This is a genomic window from Arenibaculum sp. (genome assembly GCF_035998295.1).
GTDB lineage: Bacteria > Pseudomonadota > Alphaproteobacteria > Azospirillales > Azospirillaceae > DASYHS01.
Genome location: NZ_DASYHS010000068.1, coordinates 68,134 through 84,908, shown reverse-complemented (window position 1 = coordinate 84,908; position 16,775 = coordinate 68,134). Strand labels below are relative to the sequence as shown.

At 68.7% G+C, this 16,775-nt stretch carries 15 protein-coding genes; 3 read left to right on the top strand and 12 right to left on the bottom strand.

The annotated features are described in order from the left end of the window. From VGO20_RS07545 to VGO20_RS07500, 10 genes are all read right to left on the bottom strand, one after another. Positions 1-580, bottom strand: a 580-nt coding sequence (locus VGO20_RS07545; protein WP_327501699.1) for a thioesterase II family protein, incomplete at its 3' end; no start/stop codon positions are given. Positions 581-590: 10 nt separating this feature from the next. After that, positions 591-1,523 (bottom strand): EamA family transporter, encoded by a 933-nt coding sequence (locus tag VGO20_RS07540; RefSeq protein ID WP_327501698.1) that lies wholly within the window; start codon positions 1,521-1,523, stop codon positions 591-593. 115 nt (positions 1,524-1,638) lie between these two features. Next, entirely contained in the window at positions 1,639-3,147 is a 1,509-nt protein-coding gene (locus VGO20_RS07535; protein ID WP_327501697.1) for a condensation domain-containing protein, read from the bottom strand. Positions 3,148-3,167: 20 nt separating this feature from the next. Further along, positions 3,168-3,434, bottom strand: coding sequence for an acyl carrier protein (locus VGO20_RS07530; RefSeq protein WP_327501696.1), 267 nt, complete (start codon positions 3,432-3,434; stop codon positions 3,168-3,170). Then, a complete protein-coding gene (locus VGO20_RS07525) occupies positions 3,435-4,718 on the bottom strand; it encodes an alpha/beta hydrolase (protein WP_327501695.1) in 1,284 nt (427 codons plus the stop codon). 64 nt (positions 4,719-4,782) lie between these two features. Further along, positions 4,783-5,742 (bottom strand): chlorinating enzyme, encoded by a 960-nt coding sequence (locus VGO20_RS07520; RefSeq protein WP_327501694.1) that lies wholly within the window; start codon positions 5,740-5,742, stop codon positions 4,783-4,785. A 33-nt stretch (positions 5,743-5,775) separates the two neighbouring features. Continuing rightward, complete coding sequence (locus tag VGO20_RS07515) at positions 5,776-6,762, bottom strand: chlorinating enzyme (protein ID WP_327501693.1); 987 nt, start codon at positions 6,760-6,762, stop codon at positions 5,776-5,778. A gap of 48 nt (positions 6,763-6,810) precedes the next feature. Next, a complete protein-coding gene (locus VGO20_RS07510; protein ID WP_327501692.1) occupies positions 6,811-8,955 on the bottom strand; it encodes a non-ribosomal peptide synthetase in 2,145 nt (714 codons plus the stop codon). A 43-nt stretch (positions 8,956-8,998) separates the two neighbouring features. Continuing rightward, a complete protein-coding gene (locus tag VGO20_RS07505; RefSeq protein ID WP_327501691.1) occupies positions 8,999-9,442 on the bottom strand; it encodes a cupin domain-containing protein in 444 nt (147 codons plus the stop codon). A 31-nt stretch (positions 9,443-9,473) separates the two neighbouring features. Beyond that, complete coding sequence (locus tag VGO20_RS07500; protein WP_327501690.1) at positions 9,474-10,604, bottom strand: iron-containing redox enzyme family protein; 1,131 nt, start codon at positions 10,602-10,604, stop codon at positions 9,474-9,476. 294 nt (positions 10,605-10,898) lie between these two features. Between VGO20_RS07500 and VGO20_RS07495 the strand changes: the two genes are divergently transcribed. Next, the gene (locus VGO20_RS07495) at positions 10,899-11,912 is read left to right on the top strand and encodes an amidoligase family protein (RefSeq protein WP_327501689.1); all 1,014 of its coding nucleotides are present in this window, start codon (positions 10,899-10,901) and stop codon (positions 11,910-11,912) included. A 132-nt stretch (positions 11,913-12,044) separates the two neighbouring features. On the opposite strand, the gene VGO20_RS07490 is transcribed toward VGO20_RS07495, so the two are convergent. Continuing rightward, positions 12,045-13,355, bottom strand: coding sequence for a hemolysin family protein (locus tag VGO20_RS07490; protein ID WP_327501688.1), 1,311 nt, complete (start codon positions 13,353-13,355; stop codon positions 12,045-12,047). 280 nt (positions 13,356-13,635) lie between these two features. Here VGO20_RS07490 and VGO20_RS07485 point away from each other — a divergent pair, with 280 nt between their 5' ends. Further along, positions 13,636-14,859, top strand: a complete 1,224-nt coding sequence (locus VGO20_RS07485) for an MFS transporter (protein ID WP_327501687.1) — start codon at positions 13,636-13,638, stop codon at positions 14,857-14,859. 70 nt (positions 14,860-14,929) lie between these two features. Further along, a complete protein-coding gene (locus tag VGO20_RS07480; protein ID WP_327501686.1) occupies positions 14,930-15,715 on the top strand; it encodes a peptidoglycan-binding domain-containing protein in 786 nt (261 codons plus the stop codon). A 49-nt stretch (positions 15,716-15,764) separates the two neighbouring features. On the opposite strand, the gene VGO20_RS07475 is transcribed toward VGO20_RS07480, so the two are convergent. Continuing rightward, complete coding sequence (locus tag VGO20_RS07475) at positions 15,765-16,607, bottom strand: dioxygenase family protein (protein WP_327501685.1); 843 nt, start codon at positions 16,605-16,607, stop codon at positions 15,765-15,767. Between the last annotated feature and the right edge of the window lie 168 nt (positions 16,608-16,775).

Below are 16,775 nucleotides of genomic sequence, written 5' to 3'. Positions count from 1 at the left end.
GGCCGGCAAAAGCCGTGATCGGAACCGCCAGAGGTTCACGTTTCACATAGCTGTACGAGGCGATCATCTCGTAGTCGGCTTTGGCGACGGCAACGACGTAGTCCCGCAGGGAAGCGTGTTCGAAGACGGCTTCGGGAAATGCGCCCCTTTCCCTGAGCGCCGCGGCGAAAGCTTCCGCCGAAAGTTGCCCGAGGCGCTTGCCTTCCGGCGGCGGCCAGTACGCGGGCGCCAGGCAGCCCGAGACGAACAGGTGGCGTAGATTCGGTTCGTCCCGAAAGCGGCGCGCGACTTCGTAGGCCACAACTGCGCCGAGGCTGTGCCCCAGAAGGACGGTCGGCCGGTCGAGAAGAGCGGCCGCCACGTCCGCGAGCTCGTCGACGAGGGCTTCGAGGTCGCGGTGCGGCGGTCTCGCCACATGCCCTCCTCGGCCCGGATACTGTACCGCAACCAGCTCGACGTTCTCGGGAAGGTGAGCGCTCCAATGCATGAACGCCGCCGGGTTGCCGCCCGCATGCGGAAAGCAGACCACGCGGAACTCCGGCCGGCCGCGACACGAGGAGAGGAACCAGGGCGTCTTCACGAGATGTCCTCTAGACCGGCCCGGCCCGGACCGGCGCCTTCTTGCGGGGCAGGAACCGGCTCTGCTGCAGGTAGGGAGCCGCGACGTTCAGGGCCAGCCCCGCGGTCACGACGCCGGCGGCCGTCATCTGAAGCACGGAATATTCCTCACCCAGGAAAATCGCCGACAGCGAGAAGCCGAAGACCGGCACGAGCAGCGCGAACGGCGTCACGACCGCCGTCGAATGCCGCTTCAGCATCGTTCCCCAGATGCCGTAGGCCAGGGCGGTCGAGATGAGCCCGGTGTAGATCACCGCGATCACGCCCACCCAGCTCAGGTTCACCAGTGCCGACGTTATCCTGGGCTGGCCGTCCATGATTAACGACATCGCGTAGAGCGGCAATGGCGGCACCAGCGACAGCCAGACCATGACGCTCTGCATGCCGGCCGAGGTCATCCGCTTCATCATGATGTTCGCGATGCCCCAGCAGAACGCCGCGCCGACGACGGACAGGAAAGCGGTCGCCTTGGCTTCGAAGGAAGAGGGTTCGATCATGCTGTAGCCGATGATCGCGATCCCGGAGAACCCGATCAGCATGGCCAGCCACCTCAGCCAGCTCGGCCGCTCCGCCAGCAGGACCATCCCGAGCAGGACCGTGAAGAAGACCTGCGTCTGCATGATGAGCGAGGCCAGGCCCGCAGGCACGCCGAGATACATCCCCAACAGGAGCAGCCCGAAGAGGAGGACGCCGAAGACGATTCCCAACTGGATGAGCCGGCTCCAGGAAAGATCCGGCTTCGGGATGAACAGGATGCAGGGAATGACGATCGCGAACCGGAGGGCATTGAAGAGAAAGGGAGGCATGTCGTCCAGGCCGACCTTGAGCATCACGAAGTTGAAGCCCCAGATCAGCGCCACGGCGACGAGCAGCAGAACCTCGCCGATTCCAAGCCTGTTCTCCATCCCTGTCCCCCTGGTTCCAAGCGGCCGTCCCGGCACCCGCCCGACCGGCGCGGCGCGGCCCTTCGTGCTTACATTGCAACCGTAGCACGCTCCTGTGAGCGCGATCGAAGTTTCTTCAAGATGCGCAACGTGCGAATGGATCCTTCGCCGCCATTTCAACAAGCTGTCCGTAGCGGGCCGCCAGCGTGCCCGCGCCGGGGGGCCTCGCATCCTCGCGCGTCGACAGCACGACGTATATCCGGCTGCCACCGTCGTCGAGCACTGTCATCCGCACGTCTTCGTCGGCGGCGAACCTGCGCAGGCATCCGGAAAGTCTCTTCCATTCCCTGTAGCAGTCGCGGGCGCTGAACTGGCCGGTCACGGGCAGGGGATTGAAATGGAACTGGGCGGAACCCAGGGCCCGCCCCGTCTCCAGGACATGGCAGAGGTCTTCCGCATGTGGGTATGAGTGCTCGTTCGCCGCCGCGCAGGATTTCTGGACCGACAGGAACAGGTCCAGATACGACAGCTCCGGATGAAGCCTGGTCCGGATGGGAACGTAGTTCGCGCAGAACGCCACCGCATCGCGGAGTGCCGGCATCGCCCGCCCGCCGACGACGCCCGTAACCACGTCGTTCCGGCTGCGCAGAGTTCCCACGAGGATCTGGAACAGCGCGAACAGGGCGGAAAAGGGCGTCGTTCTGTGAAGCCGGCACACCTCGCGCAAGTCCCGGCACAGGTCGGGAGCAAGCGTGAAGAAAGTCGCCTTGCCCTCGGTGCGATGGCCGTCCTCCTGCGGGCTCCCGGGATCGTGGGCGGGCCAGCCATGCAGCGCGTCTCGCCAGAACGGTATCTGGCGCTCTTCGACGAACCGGTCGTTGTCGATCTTCCACAGTATGTAGTCGCTGAACTGCAGGGGAGGCGGGCCGATGTCCGTGTCCGGCGTGCGGTAGGCCCGCAGGAAGTCGGTCTTCAGCACCCATGTCGACCAGGCGTCCGCAAAGAGAGGGTTCAGCCAGAAAGCCACCACCGCCCGGGAATTTCCCGGCGCGAACACCTTCACGCGGGCAAGCGGGGCGTCCTCGGGCGCAAGGGGTGCCGCGAGGAAACCCCTGAGCGCGGCGCCGAGCGCGCCTGGGGCCACGGGGACGGGCACGCCGGCCGCGCGTGCGGAAGAGTCGGGATCCCCGGCATCGGTTCCTGTCCGGTAGTGCCAGCCGTCGCTGGAGGAGGAGAGGCGGGCGCCGAAGATGAGGTGCCGCGCGTATAGCGCCCTCAAGGCGCGGAAAAGGCGCCCCGTATCGACGGGTTCCTCCAGCTCGACCAGGCCGACGGCGTAAAGGGCCGGTAGCCCGTCCGCAAGCGCGCGCCGTGCCCATGCGAGCCTGGTCGCCTGGCCTTTGCCCAGCGGGACGGTGCCGGTGCATGGCTGCCGGACGAGTTCGCTGGCGGCGGACGGGCGGCTTTCCAGGTAGCGGACGAGTGCGGGCCGGCGCCTCCTGAGGTCCTCCACGACGTCGGGGGGCACGGACCCGCGGTCCGCCGTGCACTTCAGGCCGGCCGGGTCGAGCCGTACGGCGATGCCTCGCTTCCTGAGGTCGTCCAGGTAGCGGGCGCAGTCCTCTCGCTCCTCCGGGGCATCCATGCTTTGCGGCTCCAATGCCTTCACACGATCAGCGATGCGGAGGCCGATGCCTCCCGATGGCGCTCCAGTATCCGCTCGGCAAGCTGTTCCATGGTCTGGCATTCGAGGAACTCGCCGAAACCGATAGTCACCCCGAAGCGGGCCTCGATATGCCCCAGCAGGACGACGATCTGCATGGACTGGCCGCCCTGCTCGAGAAAATTGTCACCCGCGGCGACGTCGCTCCGGTCCAGGATTTCGCACCACCAGGTCGTCAGCTGGGCCAAAACGGTCGGAAGGTCGGTCATCTACGTGTCCTCCGGAAAAGGTGGTCGGACGTGCTGGAGGCGCGCCGTCGACGGCGGCGCCTTCAAGGTGGCGGTCCAGTGCGTCAGGGAATGGCGGAGATAGCCGTATTGAAGGTCGTGCAGGTAGTGCCCGGCACCGTGGAGCCGCATCACGCAAGCCTGGGACGTGCTGCGGGAGAGCACGTTCAGGACGGCCCGATTGCTGATGATGTTGTCGTGGCTGCCGAGCAGCACGAACAGCGGGATCGTCAGCCTGTCGAGCACCTGCAGCGTCGGCTGCCGCTCGTCGCTGGCGACCCGCCTGGCCACGTTGGCCATCGACGACGGGCTCAGCAACGGCTGAAGCAACGCCATGCGGTCGACGTCGCGGGGCAGCCCGAGCAGGACCTCCACGTGCCTGCCGTCGTCGGGGGGGAGCTTCCCCCACTCGACGGGCGCCGCCATCCCCGGAACGTGCCGGATGAACTGCTCGGCGTAGTCGGGATTGGCCAGGACGACGTCCAGGAGGGATTGCAGGTCCCGTTCGTAGCGCGACAGTGCCGCCGGCACGTCCGCCGTTCCCTTGAACATCGGCGACAGCAATGCCATCGAACGCGCGAGCCCGCCGGCGCGGCGGCCGACCTCGAGCGCCAGCCGCGCGCCGTTGCACCATGCCAGGATGTGAAAGTCCCGGATGCCGGCCTGCGTGACGGCGGCCAGCGTTCCCGACGCCTCGCCCTCGATGTCCAGGAAGGTATCGAGGCCGCCGTCGAGGATGCTCGACTGTCCCCTGTTGGGGATGACGAGCTTGAAGGGATGCGACCGGTCGAATATCAGCTGGCGCCACACGGCCAGCGGAACGCCCGTCGCATTGAGCAGCAGCAGGGGCGTATCGCCGCTCTTCGCGACGAACGCGCCGTGACCGCCCGGTGCCTCGACGTAGTCGAAGCCGGACGAAAGACGGGTGCGGAGGCTGGCCGGATCGACCGGTGCCGCGGCGAGGCTCCCCTCCTCCATGCAGTAGGCGTCCACGGACGACAGGCCGATCCAGTCCGCCAGCGCGTGCCGTCCGTCGGGCTCGACGACGCGGGCGTCCCGGCTCGCCCGTTCACGGCCGGAGGCGAGCGCGGCCGTCAGCATGGATGGGCTCCAACCGGTGTCGGCCAGCTCCGCGCGGTAGCGTTCGAGCAGGTGGTCGGCGTCCGGCCACGGCAGGCCGAACCGCGAAAGGTATCCGCCGTCGCGGGCGGCGATCTCGTCGATTGCCGCGGCCATCGACGCCGCGAAACGAGCACTGCTGGTCATCACTCCGCCCCCACTCACGAAAAAAAAGGGCCGGCGCCTCGCGTGACGAAGGCGCCGGCCCGGCTCACCTCGGGACCTGATTGACGAACGGCTTGCCCGTCATCGTGCGTTCCCGGACCTTGTTTCGGCCGTGCTCGTCCCGGCCGGCGACCAGCACGACGCCGTAGTTGTCGAGCGAGAAGGAACCTCCGAGCTCATGCACGACATTCGTCTCCCGCATCCGCTCGTAGACGGAGACCGAGGTCGGCACGTAGCGGCAGGTCCACGCGATGCGCGGCTCCCTGCTCTTTCCCTGATGCGGGAGCGAGGCATGCATCAGGGTCGAAGGGAAGATCAGGAACTGCCCCGCCTTGCACGGGACGGAGACGGCTTTCGACTCGTCCGGTATCCAGTCCGGATCTTTCTGGATCTCGCGCCAGTCATAGCCGAAGAAGCCGCGAAGGACGCCGTTCACCTCCTTCTTGTTGACGCGCTCCAGGTCGTAATGCATCCCCTTGCTCTCGTCGTAGTACATCGTCCGCTGCGTGCCGGGAATGAACTGCATGCAGCCCGTTTCTTCGGTGGCGTCCGTGAACGCGATCCACGCCGTCACCGCGCCGCCGAAGTCGGAGCCTTCCGGCCAGATCAGATGCGGGATGCCGTCGGCTCCCCCGAACGTATCCGCCTGGTGCCAGTCGGTCCCTTCGTCGCCGGGGTACTTGGGGAAGAACTCCGTGCGCCAGCAGATCACGTCCGGGCCGAGCAGCGACATCATCCGATGGACCAGCTCGGGCCGCACCACGACGTCCGACAGGAAGTCGATGTCGAAGTGGCGGTCGTAGTCGTAGATGCCCGAACCGGGCTGGGCGTCGGGATAGGGAGCCCGGCTCCGGTCGAACAGCCGCAGCCTCTCCCGCCGCCAGTGCGCCTTCATTTCGTCTTGTCCGAAGAGGTCGTACGGGCCCAGGTAGCCCCGGGTGTGGAACAGTTCGACCTCTTCCGGGGACAGGTGGAACCCCTGCCGATCGCTTGCCAAATCAATCATGGCCGGTAATCCGCCCCGCTGGGGACGGCTCCCTCACCGCGGGTTGTGGTTGACGAAGGGGACCCCGCGCGTGGTGCGCTCGGCGATGCGATGATGGGGATGGTCGTTCCGGCCCGAGACAAGGACGGAGCCGTACTTGTCCAGCGGGAACGTTCCCCCGAACTCGGTCACCGTCCCCGTCTCCTTCATGTCCTCGTAGATGGTGACGCTGGTCGGCACGTAGCGCGGGGCGAACGCGAGGCGGTAGGGGCGTCCCTTGCCGAGATGCGGGTGCGACGCGTGCATCGTCGTCGACCAGAACAGCATGAACTCGCCGGCCTTGCACGGGGCGGAGAATGCCTTGGACTCGTCCGGCTCGAAGTTCGGGTCGACCTTCAGTTCCCGCCAGTCGTAGCCGAAGAAGCCGCGCTTCTCACCCGCGATCACCCGCTGGTTCTTCTTGTCCGGCTCGTACGTCATGCCCTGGATTTCGTCGTAGTGCAGTTCGTGCCGCGTTCCCGGAATGAAGCGCATGCACGACGTCTCCTCGTCGGCGTCGGTGAAGGCGATCCAGGCCGTCATGGTGCCGTTCTGTTCGCCCGACACGCTTCGTTTCAGACCGACGCTGCCCGGCCAGCGGATGTGCGGGATGCCGGACGCGCCGCCGAAGTGATCGGCCTGGTGCCAGTCGGTCGCCTCGTCGCCGGGGTATTTCACGAAGAACTCGGAGCGCCAGCACAGGACGTCCGGGCCCAGAATGCCGGCCAGCCGATGGGTGATCTCCGGCCGGCACACGAGCTCGGCGAGGAACTCGTTGTCCAGGTGGCGGTCGTAGTCGTAGACCCCGCTGCCGGGCTCCGCATCCGGATAGACGGCATGCGAGCGGTCGAACAGCCTGGGGCGTTCCCTCTTCCACCGCTCCTTCATCTCGTCCTGGTCGAGGAGCTTGAACGGGCCGGCGACCCCGTCGCGATGGAAGGCGGCGATCTCTTCCTCCGACATGAAGAAGGTCGGTGCGGCCTGCGCCTTGGTCTGTTGCATCTGATGCGTCCTAACCTGGTTGGGGTGTGACGTTGCCGGCCTCGCGGCTCAGGCGGCGTGGGCCCGGCTGAGCTCTTCGCGGCAGCTCGCGGCCAGGGCCGCGACGGTCGCGCCGTCGGCGACCACGGCGCTGGGGAGCTTCCGGCCCAGGCGCTGCGACAGCTTCGCGACGACGCTGAGCATCGAGAGGGACGTCCCGCCGAGGTCGAAGAATTCGTCGTCGAGGCCGATCGTGGCGGGCGCATCCGCGCCCAGGACTTCCCTCCAGACCTCGGTGACGACTTTTTCCATTTCGGGCTGGCTGAGCACTTGGTCGTTCATGATGCTTCTCCTTGAGTTCAGCTGTTCTCGCAGGTGGTTGACGATGTCGGCAGCAGACGTGCGGCCGGGGGTGAAGGCTTCGCTGTCCAGCGAAACCTGAAAGCGGGCGCGCAGCCGTTCCTGCAGCAGCGCGAGACCGCCCTTTTCTTGGCCCTTTTCTTGGCCCTTTCCGTGGTCCTGTCCGTCGCCCGGGCCCTCGTCCGGCAGGGGTACGGGGTCCGACAGCCGACGCGGACGACGCGGGCCGAGAAGCTCCGCCAGAAGGGTCTCGACCGCTCGTTCCAGCGGGGTCCTGGCGACGTCGGCGGAGAAGGCCGACAGCGGGCGCCAGTCCGGCGCCGGCAGCTTCGCCCGGTCGACCTTGCCGTTCTCGGTCAGCGGGATCGCGTCGAGGAAGACGAAGGTATCCGGCACCATGTATGTCGGCAGGACGCGCAGGAGCGCGCGGCGCAGGTCCGTCGATGAAGGAATGGACCCGCTGGGGCCGGTGAGATACGCGACCAGCCGCATGTCGCCGTTCGATCCGGGCCGCCCCAGTACGACCGCGTGCGTCACGCCGTCGATCTGCAGAAGGCGGTTCTCGATTTCCAGCGGCTCCACCCGGAAACCGCGGACCTTCAGCTGCCGGTCGACGCGCCCGTGGAATTCGATCTCGTCGCGGTCGTTGAGGCGCACCAGGTCGCCCGTCCTGTAGAGGCGTTCCGTGCGTCCATGGACGACGATCCGGCGGAACTTGTCCCTGGTCAGCTCCGGATCGCCGAGGTAGCCGAGTGCCAGGCCGTCGCCCCCGATCCACAGTTCGCCCATCTCGCCCGCTCCCGCCGGCGCCTGGTCGGCATCGAGGATGTGGACTCGGGTATTGGCTATGGGGCGGCCGATGGGGATCGACTTCAGGTCGAGGTCGCTTCGCTGGATGCGGTGGCACACGCTGAACGTCGTGCCTTCGGTCGGGCCGTATCCGTTTATGACCTGGCAGTGGGGGTGCGCGTCCATCGTGCGGCGCACATGCGTCGGCGACAGGACGTCGCCCCCCACCACCAGCTGGCGCACCGGCGCAAGAAGCTCGACGCCGGCCTCGACGACCTGGTTGAACAGGCCGGCCGTCAACCAGAGTACCGTGACCTGATGCTCGTGAATGAGCGCGCCCAGCCGGTCGAGGTCGAGCGCCGGCTGATCGTAGAGGACCAGGCGCGCGCCGTTCAGAAGGGCCCCCCAGATCTCGAACGTGGATGCGTCGAACGCCGTCGGCGCCAGCTGCAGGAAGGTGTCGTGCTCGGTGATGGTGACGTAGTTCGTGTTGATGACCAGCCGCGCGATGGCTCGGTGCGGGACCACGACGCCCTTCGGTATCCCCGTCGAACCGGACGTATACATGACGTATGCGGGGACCATCGCCCCGCGGTCGGAACGGGGCGGGTGGACGGGGGCGGCGGATGAGAAGACTTGCGCGCCGTCCAGGCTGTGCAGGGCGCAGTCCTGCCCGGCGAACATTTCCCTGGTTTCGTCGGTGCAGAGGATCAGCCGGCAGCCCGAGTGCTCGACCATCAGCCGCAGCCGGGTTTCCGGATAGACGCGGTCGAGCGGCAGGTAGGCCCGGCCGACCTTCATGATGGCGATCATCGCGGCGATGGCAGCCGGCGACCGGTCGATGCAAAGTCCTACCGGCCCGTCGTGACCGGCGTGCTCCCTCGACAGCATCTCGGCGATGCGATCGGAGGCCGCATCGAGCTCCCCGTACGTCACCACCCGCCCCTGGTGGACGAGCGCCGCCCGGTCCGGAGATCGCCGCACGACCGCGGAAAAGATACGGTCCACCCGTTGATTGCGCGGGTACTTGCTTCGTGTCCGATCGATGCTTGCCAGCGATTCCATGTCATTCCCCCTGCTTCATGTTGCGCAGCGCATCGGTCGCGCCTCAGGCTTCTTCGCGGACGGCAAGTCCGCTGTTGAGCAGTTCGGGGGCGTTCTCGAAGGTCACGTATCTGACGGCCTCCGGATTGGGATTGAAGTGCTGGTGCCATGCCCACACGGGGATCATCAGCACGTCGCCGGCCTTCCACTCGACCTTCCGGCCCTCGATGACGCTGTAGCCTTCGCCGGCCTCGAAGATCGTGATGGCGTCGTAGCTGTGCCGGTGGTTCCGCTTCTGGCCGAAGGGAGCGATCTCGGAGAAGGTGACGCTGTATTTCTCGGACGGGATGTCCGCGACGAACACTGCCGCTCCACGTTCCTGCGCGAACTCGGGGTCGGCGGGGCCGCCGCGCACGTTGCGATGAATCAGCAGCTCCGGGTCGGCCGGCATCCTCGGACGCAGGCTGTCACCCACCCGCGCGAAGTCCTTCGCGTTGTAGCGATGCATCCGGTTTCTCCTGTCGGATCGGGTACGGCGGCTAGGCGTTCGCCCGGAGGCTGGAAGGCGCCGGCGCCGCGGCCGTGCTTGCGGCGACGGGGTGTTCCGCGGCGGAACCCGCCCGGCCGAACTGGCCGAACCGTTGCGCGAGATGGCGGTCGCTGACGCACAGGTAGTGCAGGTTGGTAGAGCCGGAGTTCGCGATGGAGACCTCGCTCCAGCGCGGCGCCGCGACATGCTGCCCCTCGCGCAGGCGATGCAGCCGGCCGTCCACGGTTATCTCCGCTTCTCCGGACGCTATGAAGAACAGGCACTCGTCGGGACGGCGCTGGACCGTGGGCTTGGTGCCGGCGGGAACCGTCGCCAGTTGATGGTCGAGGACCTGACCGGCCGTCCGCCGGCCGTCCGCCCCGTTCTCGGCAAGGGCCGGGCCGCGGCGGACGTCTTCGGCGATGGGTTCGACGCGGCGGACCCACAGGCGCTCATAGAGGCTGTCGAAGAACCGCCCGCGCAGCGTGAGGGCGTCGTCGATGGCGGTCGCGCATGTGTTGTACCAGTCTGGCCGGTCGCTGTAGGACGCCATCATTTCCGCCAGGACTTCGGCGTGATCGTCATCGCAGTCGACGTGGAGCTTGAAGAACCTCAAGTCGTCGTCGGCGATGCCCGCGGCACGCATGCCCTTGATCAGGATCGAGTACATGCGCGAAACGATCCCCTCCGTCCCCATCGACAGGAACGCGGTCCCGTACGGCGCTGCGTTGTAGCGGCAGCGGTCCAGATACTGCTGGGCGAAGAGCAGGGTATGGTCGTCGTACTGGATTTCGTCGAGGTTGCGGACTCCGAGGGTGCGCTGCAGGAAGTCGCGGAACATCTGCGCGTGACGTTCGTCCGGATTTGCCCCGCCGCCTTCCTCCCACAGGTTCATGGAAAGGCAGGAGCGGTAGTAGTCGCTTTCGCAGTTCGCCATCAAAGCCGCAATATATCTCGTAAAATCTTTTGAATACTTGTAATATTGGCAAAAAATGTATTGGAAATCCGAACGGGTCAGCGTGCCGGATTCGCAGGCGGAAAAAATCTTGTTTCGCCAGAATGAGTGTGTGTGTTTTATGGATTCAAGATTATCGAGACTAGATTTTATTCCGGATGAAATCAAAAACTTATCGTTTTCCATTTCCGTTCCTCAACGAACTTGCGCTGTTCCTGTAAAAAAATTACTGGAATTCGCTTTCGCATAACATAGTCCGTGCTACCTACTCATGACCTAGGGACCCGGAACGTGTTGAATACCCGGAAAATGCAGTGGATTTCGTCGCGGGCGCTTGCCGTTCGTGCGAGCAGGGGCCCGGTTCACCAGGACCGCCCCGGCGACGAAAGCCGCTTCCAGCTGGCCCCCGGACCCTCCGGTCCCCATATCCGTTCACCTGTGACGCGAGCCTCGTGCTCGGTCCTTCGTCGGGGAGCGGGAATGTCGAACTCGTGCCTGCCGCTCCGGCCTCTCGCGCCGGAGCCGGCCTCAGCGGCGTTCGAGATGCCGCCGGTGCTCCGGGTCGCGGACGGCGCGCCGCGCCGCGTCGGCGTCGAGATCGAGTTCATGCGCCTCGGCGCGGCCCGGGCCGCCCGGGCGCTGGCGACCGCGTTCGGCGGGACGGTGGTCGAGGAGGACCCTCATGCCTTCCGGGTGCCGGGCACCGCATTGGGCGGACTGGCGGTCGAGCTCGACCTGCGCCATGCCCATCCGCAGCGCCATGCCGACACGCTGCCGCTGCGCCTCGGCGCGCGTGGCGCCGTTCTGCTCGGCCGGCTGCTCCGTCCGGTCGTCCCGTGCGAACTGATCACGGAACCGCTCGCCTTGCACCGGCTGCCGGAGATCGATGGCCTGGTCGCGGCCCTCGGCCGGGCTGGCGCCCGGGCGGCCGGCGTGCTCCCGGTCGAGACGCCGGGCCTGCATTTCAACGTCGACGTCCCCCGGCTCGATGCGGCGACCCTCGCCACCCATCTCAAGGCGTTCCTGCTGCTCGAGCCGTGGTTGCGCCGCGCCGGCGTCGGCGGGCGGCGCGGCGGGGCCGGGCGGTTTCCCGACGACTACCTGCGCCTGGTCGTCGACCCCGGCTACCGGCCGGACCTGGTCCGCTTCGCGGACGACTATCTGGCCGCCAATCCAAGCCGGAACCGCGGGCTCGACCTGTTGCCGGTGCTGCTCCACATCGACGAGCCGCGGGTCAGGGCGCTGCTGCCGCACGAGAAGATCGGCCGCCGCCCGGCCTTCCACTACCGCCTGGCGCGGGCGCGCATCGGCGAGGAGGGCTGGTCGGTCGCCGCGGACTGGAACCGCTGGGTCGCGGTGGAGCGCCTCGCGGCGGACGCATCGATGCTGGCCGGGCTGGGCCGGGCCCGTCTCGGTTTCCGGGGCGGCGAGGACGACTGGGGCCGTCAGGTCGAGGCCGCGGTCACGTCGTCCCAGGCCTGTACGGCAAGGTGACGGGCGATGCGCCCGCCCGACAGCTCCAGGGCCGCCGCGACCAGGACGTGGCAGCCGTCGGGATAGGCGCATTCCTCGATGCTGCCTCGCTCCCGGAAGGGGCGGCCCCGGCGTGCTCAGGTGCGGACGGGGCTATGCCGCATCGCCGTTCACCCGTTCGGCCGGAGGGACTACGAGGATCTTGTCGATGCGGCGCCCGTCCATGTCGACGACCTCGTAGCGCGTGCCCTCGTGATCGAAGGCGTCGCCGGCGGCCGGCACCCGGCCGAACCGGTGCAGTACGAAGCCCGCGATCGTCTGGTAGTCGCCGGTGCCGCGCAGCCCCTGCAGATGGAGCAGGTCCTCGAACTCGTCGACCGGCATCCAGCCTTCGACCAGCCACGAGCCGTCTTCGCGGCGAACCGCGGCCCGCTCCGGCGGCTCGCCGGGTTCCGGCAGGTCGCCGGCGATGGTTTCAAGGATGTCGGTGATCGTCGCGACCCCCTCGATGCTGCCGTACTCGTCGACCACGACGGCGAGGTGCAGGCCCGACTTCTTCATCAGGTCCAGCAGCCTCAGGATCGGCATCCGGTCGTGGACGACCAGCGGCGGCACGGCTCTCGCCGCGAGGTCGAGCATCCCGTCCCGGGCCACGGCCCCGATCAGGTCTCGCGTGTGCACGATGCCGACCAGCTCGTCCAGCTCGCCACGGCACACGGGGTAGCGCGAATGGCCGCCGTCCCGGATCTCGGCGAGGACGGCGTCGCGGGGATCGTCCGCGTCCAGCCACACGATGTCCGGGCGTGGCGTCATGATGCCGCGTACCGTCCGGTCGGCCAGGCGCAACACGCCGTCGATCATCTCCTTCTCCTCCGGCGCGAACACGCCGGCCTGTGTTCCTTCGGTGATCAGGGAACGGACCTCCTCCTCGGTGACGGTCGTCTCCCGTTCGCCGTGCAGGCCGAGCAGGCGCAGCAGCGCGTCGGTCGAGGTGCCGAGCAGCCAGACGAAGGGGGCGGCGGCCTTCGAGAGCATGCGCATCGGCATCGCGACCAGGGCGGCCGTGCGCTCGGGGTTCCTCAGCGCGATGCGCTTGGGGATCAGCTCGCCCAGTACGATCGACAGGTAGGTGATCGCGACGAGGACGGAGCCGACGCCGATCACGCTCCCATAGCCGCCGAGGGCGGGAAACGCCTGGAGCCAGGCGCCGAGCCGCTGGCCGAGCGTGGCGCCGCCGAAGGCGCCGGCGATGACGCCGACCAGGGTGATGCCGATCTGGACCGTGCTGAGGAAGCGGCTAGGGTCCTCGATCAGGCGTAGCGCCGTCTTCGCGCCGCGGTCGCCCCGCCCGGCCATGTGCTGGAGCCGTCCTCTGCGCGAGGATACCAGCGCCAGCTCCGACATCGCGAAGACGCCGTTGAGCAGGGTGAGAAAAACGATTGTCGCAATCTCTAGGACAAGCATGTGCGGCGTCCGTCGGTGTCGGCCGGCGGGTGTGCGCCGATAGCGGCCTGCGTCGGCGACGCGGCACGGGGGCTGCCGGGGGTAGGGTAGGGATCGTTCATGACCGGGCCGGCGCACCTGGCGCGCAGCCATTGCTCCACCGTCGTTTCGCGGATGTCATAATGTCGGCCCGCCGGGCTCCGGCACAAGGTTTCCGTTTCCGACCGCCGCCTCTGGGCGCATGCATCGCGTCGTGGCATGATGGGGGCCGCCTCGTCCCTTCGAAGCCCCCGGTCAGGTCGTGAACGGTCCCCTCTCGCTCGGCGCGCTGATCCTCAGCGCGGCCATCCTCCATGTCGGCAACGGCCTGGTCCAGACCTTCCTGCCCATCCGCATGGCGGCGGACGGCTTCTCGTCCGGTGCCATCGGCGCGATGGTCGCGGGCCATGCCGTCGGCTTCCTGGCCGGCTGCATCGCGGCGCCGGCCCTGATTCGGCGCGTCGGCCACATCCGGGTCTTCGCCACCTTCGCCTCCGTCACCGCCGTCACCACGCTCGCCTTCGCGATCGAGACCGACGCCGTGCTGTGGACGGTGCTCCGGCTCTCGACCGGCTTCGCCTCGGCCGCGCTCTTCACCTCTCTGGAGAGTTGGCTGAACGCGTGCTCGGCGCGCGAGACCCGCGGCTCGCTGATCAGCGCCTACATGCTCGCCAACAAGTTCGCCCTGATCGCGGGCCAGATGGCGCTCGCCCTGCCGCTGACGCCGATCGCCCTGCTGATGGCCGGCAGCGCCATCTATTCCCTGTGCCTGATCCCGCTCGCCACCACCCGCAGCCCGGGGCCGGACGTCGCCGACATGCGCACGCTCGGCCTGCGCGAACTCTACGCGGTGGCACCCGCCGCCGTCGCCGGCTGCCTCGTCGCCGGGCTCGTCAACAGCGCGGTGATCGGCCTCGCCCCGGTCTACGCCACCCTGATCGACCTGCCGCGCGGCCTGACCGCCGCCGTCGTCTCGGCGATGCAGCTCGGCACGCTGCTGCTGCAATGGCCGCTCGGCCACCTGTCGGACCGCATCGACCGCCGGGTCGTGATCCTGGTCACGGCGCTCGGCGCGCTCGGCACGTCGGCGGCGCTGCTGGCCGGGCCGATGCTGCCGCTGTGGTCGCTGTTCGCGCTGTTCGCGGCCTGGGGCGGGTTCGCATTGTCGATCTACGCGCTCAGCATTGCGCACGCGAACGACCTCGCGCGCGCCGACCAGCTCGTGGGGCTCGCGAGCGGGCTGCTGATGGTCTGGGCGATCGGCTCCACCGCCGGTCCGCTGCTGGCCGCCGCGGTGATGGACCGCATGGGCCCGGCCGGCCTGTTCGCCTTCGCCGGCGTCGTCTACGGCGCCCTCGCCCTGTACACGGGCTGGCGCCTCGCCGCCCGGCGCGGCGTGCCGCGGCGGCGGCCGCGCTTTGTCAACCTGCCGGCGACCAGCCCCGCGGTCGGCTCGCTCGACCCGCGCGCCCCCGATGCGCGCTGATCCGCGATCTGCTATCACGGTCCGGAAGGGGGCGGGTCCGACCGCCCGGTTTCTCCAGGGAGAGGAAGACATGGTTCCAGGTCGGTGGCGGGTCGCGGTCCCGCTGCGCCGGACGGCCGCGGCGGTTGCGGTTGGCGGGATGCTGGCGCTCGCCGGGCCGGGCGCCGAGGCCGCCGATCCGTCCAAGGCCGACATCCAGTGGGCGCAGACCGTGCTGAAGGCGGAGGGCTTCGATCCCGGCCCGGCGCGCGGTGAGATGAACGACCGCACCCGTGCCGCGCTGGGCGCATTCCAGAAGAAGAACGGGCTTCCCGCCAGCGGCCGGCTTGATGCCGCCACCACGGCGAAGCTGCTGGCGATCCGCGAATCGGCGTCCACGCCGACCATGGGCAACCTCGCGGCGCCGAAGCCGGCCGGCTCCGGTGGGACGTCGTCCGGCCAGGGCGCTGCGGCCCCGTCCGGCCCTCCGAAGGTGCAGGCCGCCCCGACCATCGCGGTCCAGGCCGCCGGCGAGGCGGAGGAGAGCTTCGTCGAGTCGGTCGGCGCCGCGCCGCGCGCCGCCGTCACCACCGACGACGGCCGCCTCGCCGGCGGCGCCTCCCCGGCCTCGGTGGCGGCGGAGGAGGGATGGAGCCTCGGCAGCCTCGCGGTGCCGCGCTGGGTCCATTCGGCGCTCTATGCCGGGATGGCGGTCCTGGCGCTGCTGGCCGGGCTGGTCTGGTGGCGCGCCGGCCGCCCGAAGGCGCAGCGCCCCGGGCGCGGGCCTGAGCATTGGGACGGGATCGGCCGCGACCGCGTCGCGCCGACGCTCGGCCCGTCGCGCCGCGGTCCGGACCTGCGCGCGGAGCGCCTATGAGGCGCGAGGCGAATTCCGCCTCACAGCAATTCGTGAGGCGGGGCTTCGTTCAGTCGAACGCGTAGGCGTCCATCGCCAGCACCCGGTTCTCGACACCGGAATGGATGCGGCGGCCGGGCCGGCCGGGCGTGGCCGCGCCCAGCGCCACGAACAGGGGCAGCAGGTGCTCCTCCGTCGGGTGATTGCGCGCGGCGGTCGGCGCCAGCGTCCGGTAGTCGGCCAGCGCCTCGGCGTCGCCCTCGCCGATGCGCTCCGCGATCCAGCCCGCGAAATCCGACACCCAGTCCGGGACGCCGCCGTCGCGGGGCCCGTGGAAGAACTCCGCCAGGTTGTGGGTCAGCGAGCCGGAGCCGACGACGAGGACCCCGCGCTCGCGCAGCGGCCGCAGCGCCTCGCCCATCTCCAGGTGGTGCCGGGGTCCGAGTCCCGGCTGGACCGAGAGCGACACGACCGGGATGTCGGCCTGCGGGTACATCAGCATCAGCGGCACCCAGACGCCGTGATCGAAGCCGCGCGCGGGGTCGAGGCGCGCTTCGATCCCGCGTGCCGCCAGCAGCCCGGCGGCCTCGCGCGCGAGCGCCGGCGCTCCGGGGGCGGGGTAGCGCAGTTCGTACAGCGCGCGGGGGAAGCCGCCGAAGTCGTGGACGGTCCTCGGGCCGTCCGCTGCCGACAGGCTCGGGCGGTCCGCTTCCCAGTGCGCGGTCGCGACCAGGATGGCCGAGGGGCGGGCGAGCCCCTCGGCCCAGCCGGTCAGGAAGCGCCGCGCCGGCCCGTTCTCGACCGCCATCATGGGGGAGCCGTGGGAGACGAACAGGGAAGGCATCGGGCCGGTCGTCGACTGGGCCGTCGTCGCGTGGACCGTCGTCGATTGGGGCGTCGGGGGCTGGGTCATCGGGAATGTCCGTCTCGTGGCGAGTCGCCGCTTCGCGACTCCCGGAACATGGGGAGGCGCGGGGCCTTGTGCAGTCCGGGGCCCGGCATGCCGGCAATGTCCGGCGCGAATGGCAATACCCCGTCCGATCGGAATTGCCGGCGCGAAAAGCGCGAGACGTGAAAATGC

Excerpts from the sequence above, each read along its gene's own strand:
- VGO20_RS07535 (WP_327501697.1), bottom strand. The coding sequence starts at position 3,147 with ATGGATGCCCCGGAGGAGCGAGAGGACTGCGCCCGCTACCTGGACGAC.
- VGO20_RS07475 (WP_327501685.1), bottom strand. The coding sequence starts at position 16,607 with ATGACCCAGCCCCCGACGCCCCAATCGACGACGGTCCACGCGACGACG.
- VGO20_RS07490 (WP_327501688.1), bottom strand. The coding sequence starts at position 13,355 with ATGCTTGTCCTAGAGATTGCGACAATCGTTTTTCTCACCCTGCTCAAC.
- VGO20_RS07500 (WP_327501690.1), bottom strand. The coding sequence starts at position 10,604 with ATGGAAAACGATAAGTTTTTGATTTCATCCGGAATAAAATCTAGTCTC.
- VGO20_RS07530 (WP_327501696.1), bottom strand. The coding sequence starts at position 3,434 with ATGACCGACCTTCCGACCGTTTTGGCCCAGCTGACGACCTGGTGGTGC.
- VGO20_RS07495 (WP_327501689.1), top strand. The coding sequence starts at position 10,899 with ATGTCGAACTCGTGCCTGCCGCTCCGGCCTCTCGCGCCGGAGCCGGCC.
- VGO20_RS07525 (WP_327501695.1), bottom strand. The coding sequence starts at position 4,718 with ATGACCAGCAGTGCTCGTTTCGCGGCGTCGATGGCCGCGGCAATCGAC.
- VGO20_RS07540 (WP_327501698.1), bottom strand. The coding sequence starts at position 1,523 with ATGGAGAACAGGCTTGGAATCGGCGAGGTTCTGCTGCTCGTCGCCGTG.
- VGO20_RS07515 (WP_327501693.1), bottom strand. The coding sequence starts at position 6,762 with ATGCAACAGACCAAGGCGCAGGCCGCACCGACCTTCTTCATGTCGGAG.
- VGO20_RS07520 (WP_327501694.1), bottom strand. The coding sequence starts at position 5,742 with ATGATTGATTTGGCAAGCGATCGGCAGGGGTTCCACCTGTCCCCGGAA.
- VGO20_RS07505 (WP_327501691.1), bottom strand. The coding sequence starts at position 9,442 with ATGCATCGCTACAACGCGAAGGACTTCGCGCGGGTGGGTGACAGCCTG.
- VGO20_RS07510 (WP_327501692.1), bottom strand. The coding sequence starts at position 8,955 with ATGGAATCGCTGGCAAGCATCGATCGGACACGAAGCAAGTACCCGCGC.
- VGO20_RS07480 (WP_327501686.1), top strand. The coding sequence starts at position 14,930 with ATGGTTCCAGGTCGGTGGCGGGTCGCGGTCCCGCTGCGCCGGACGGCC.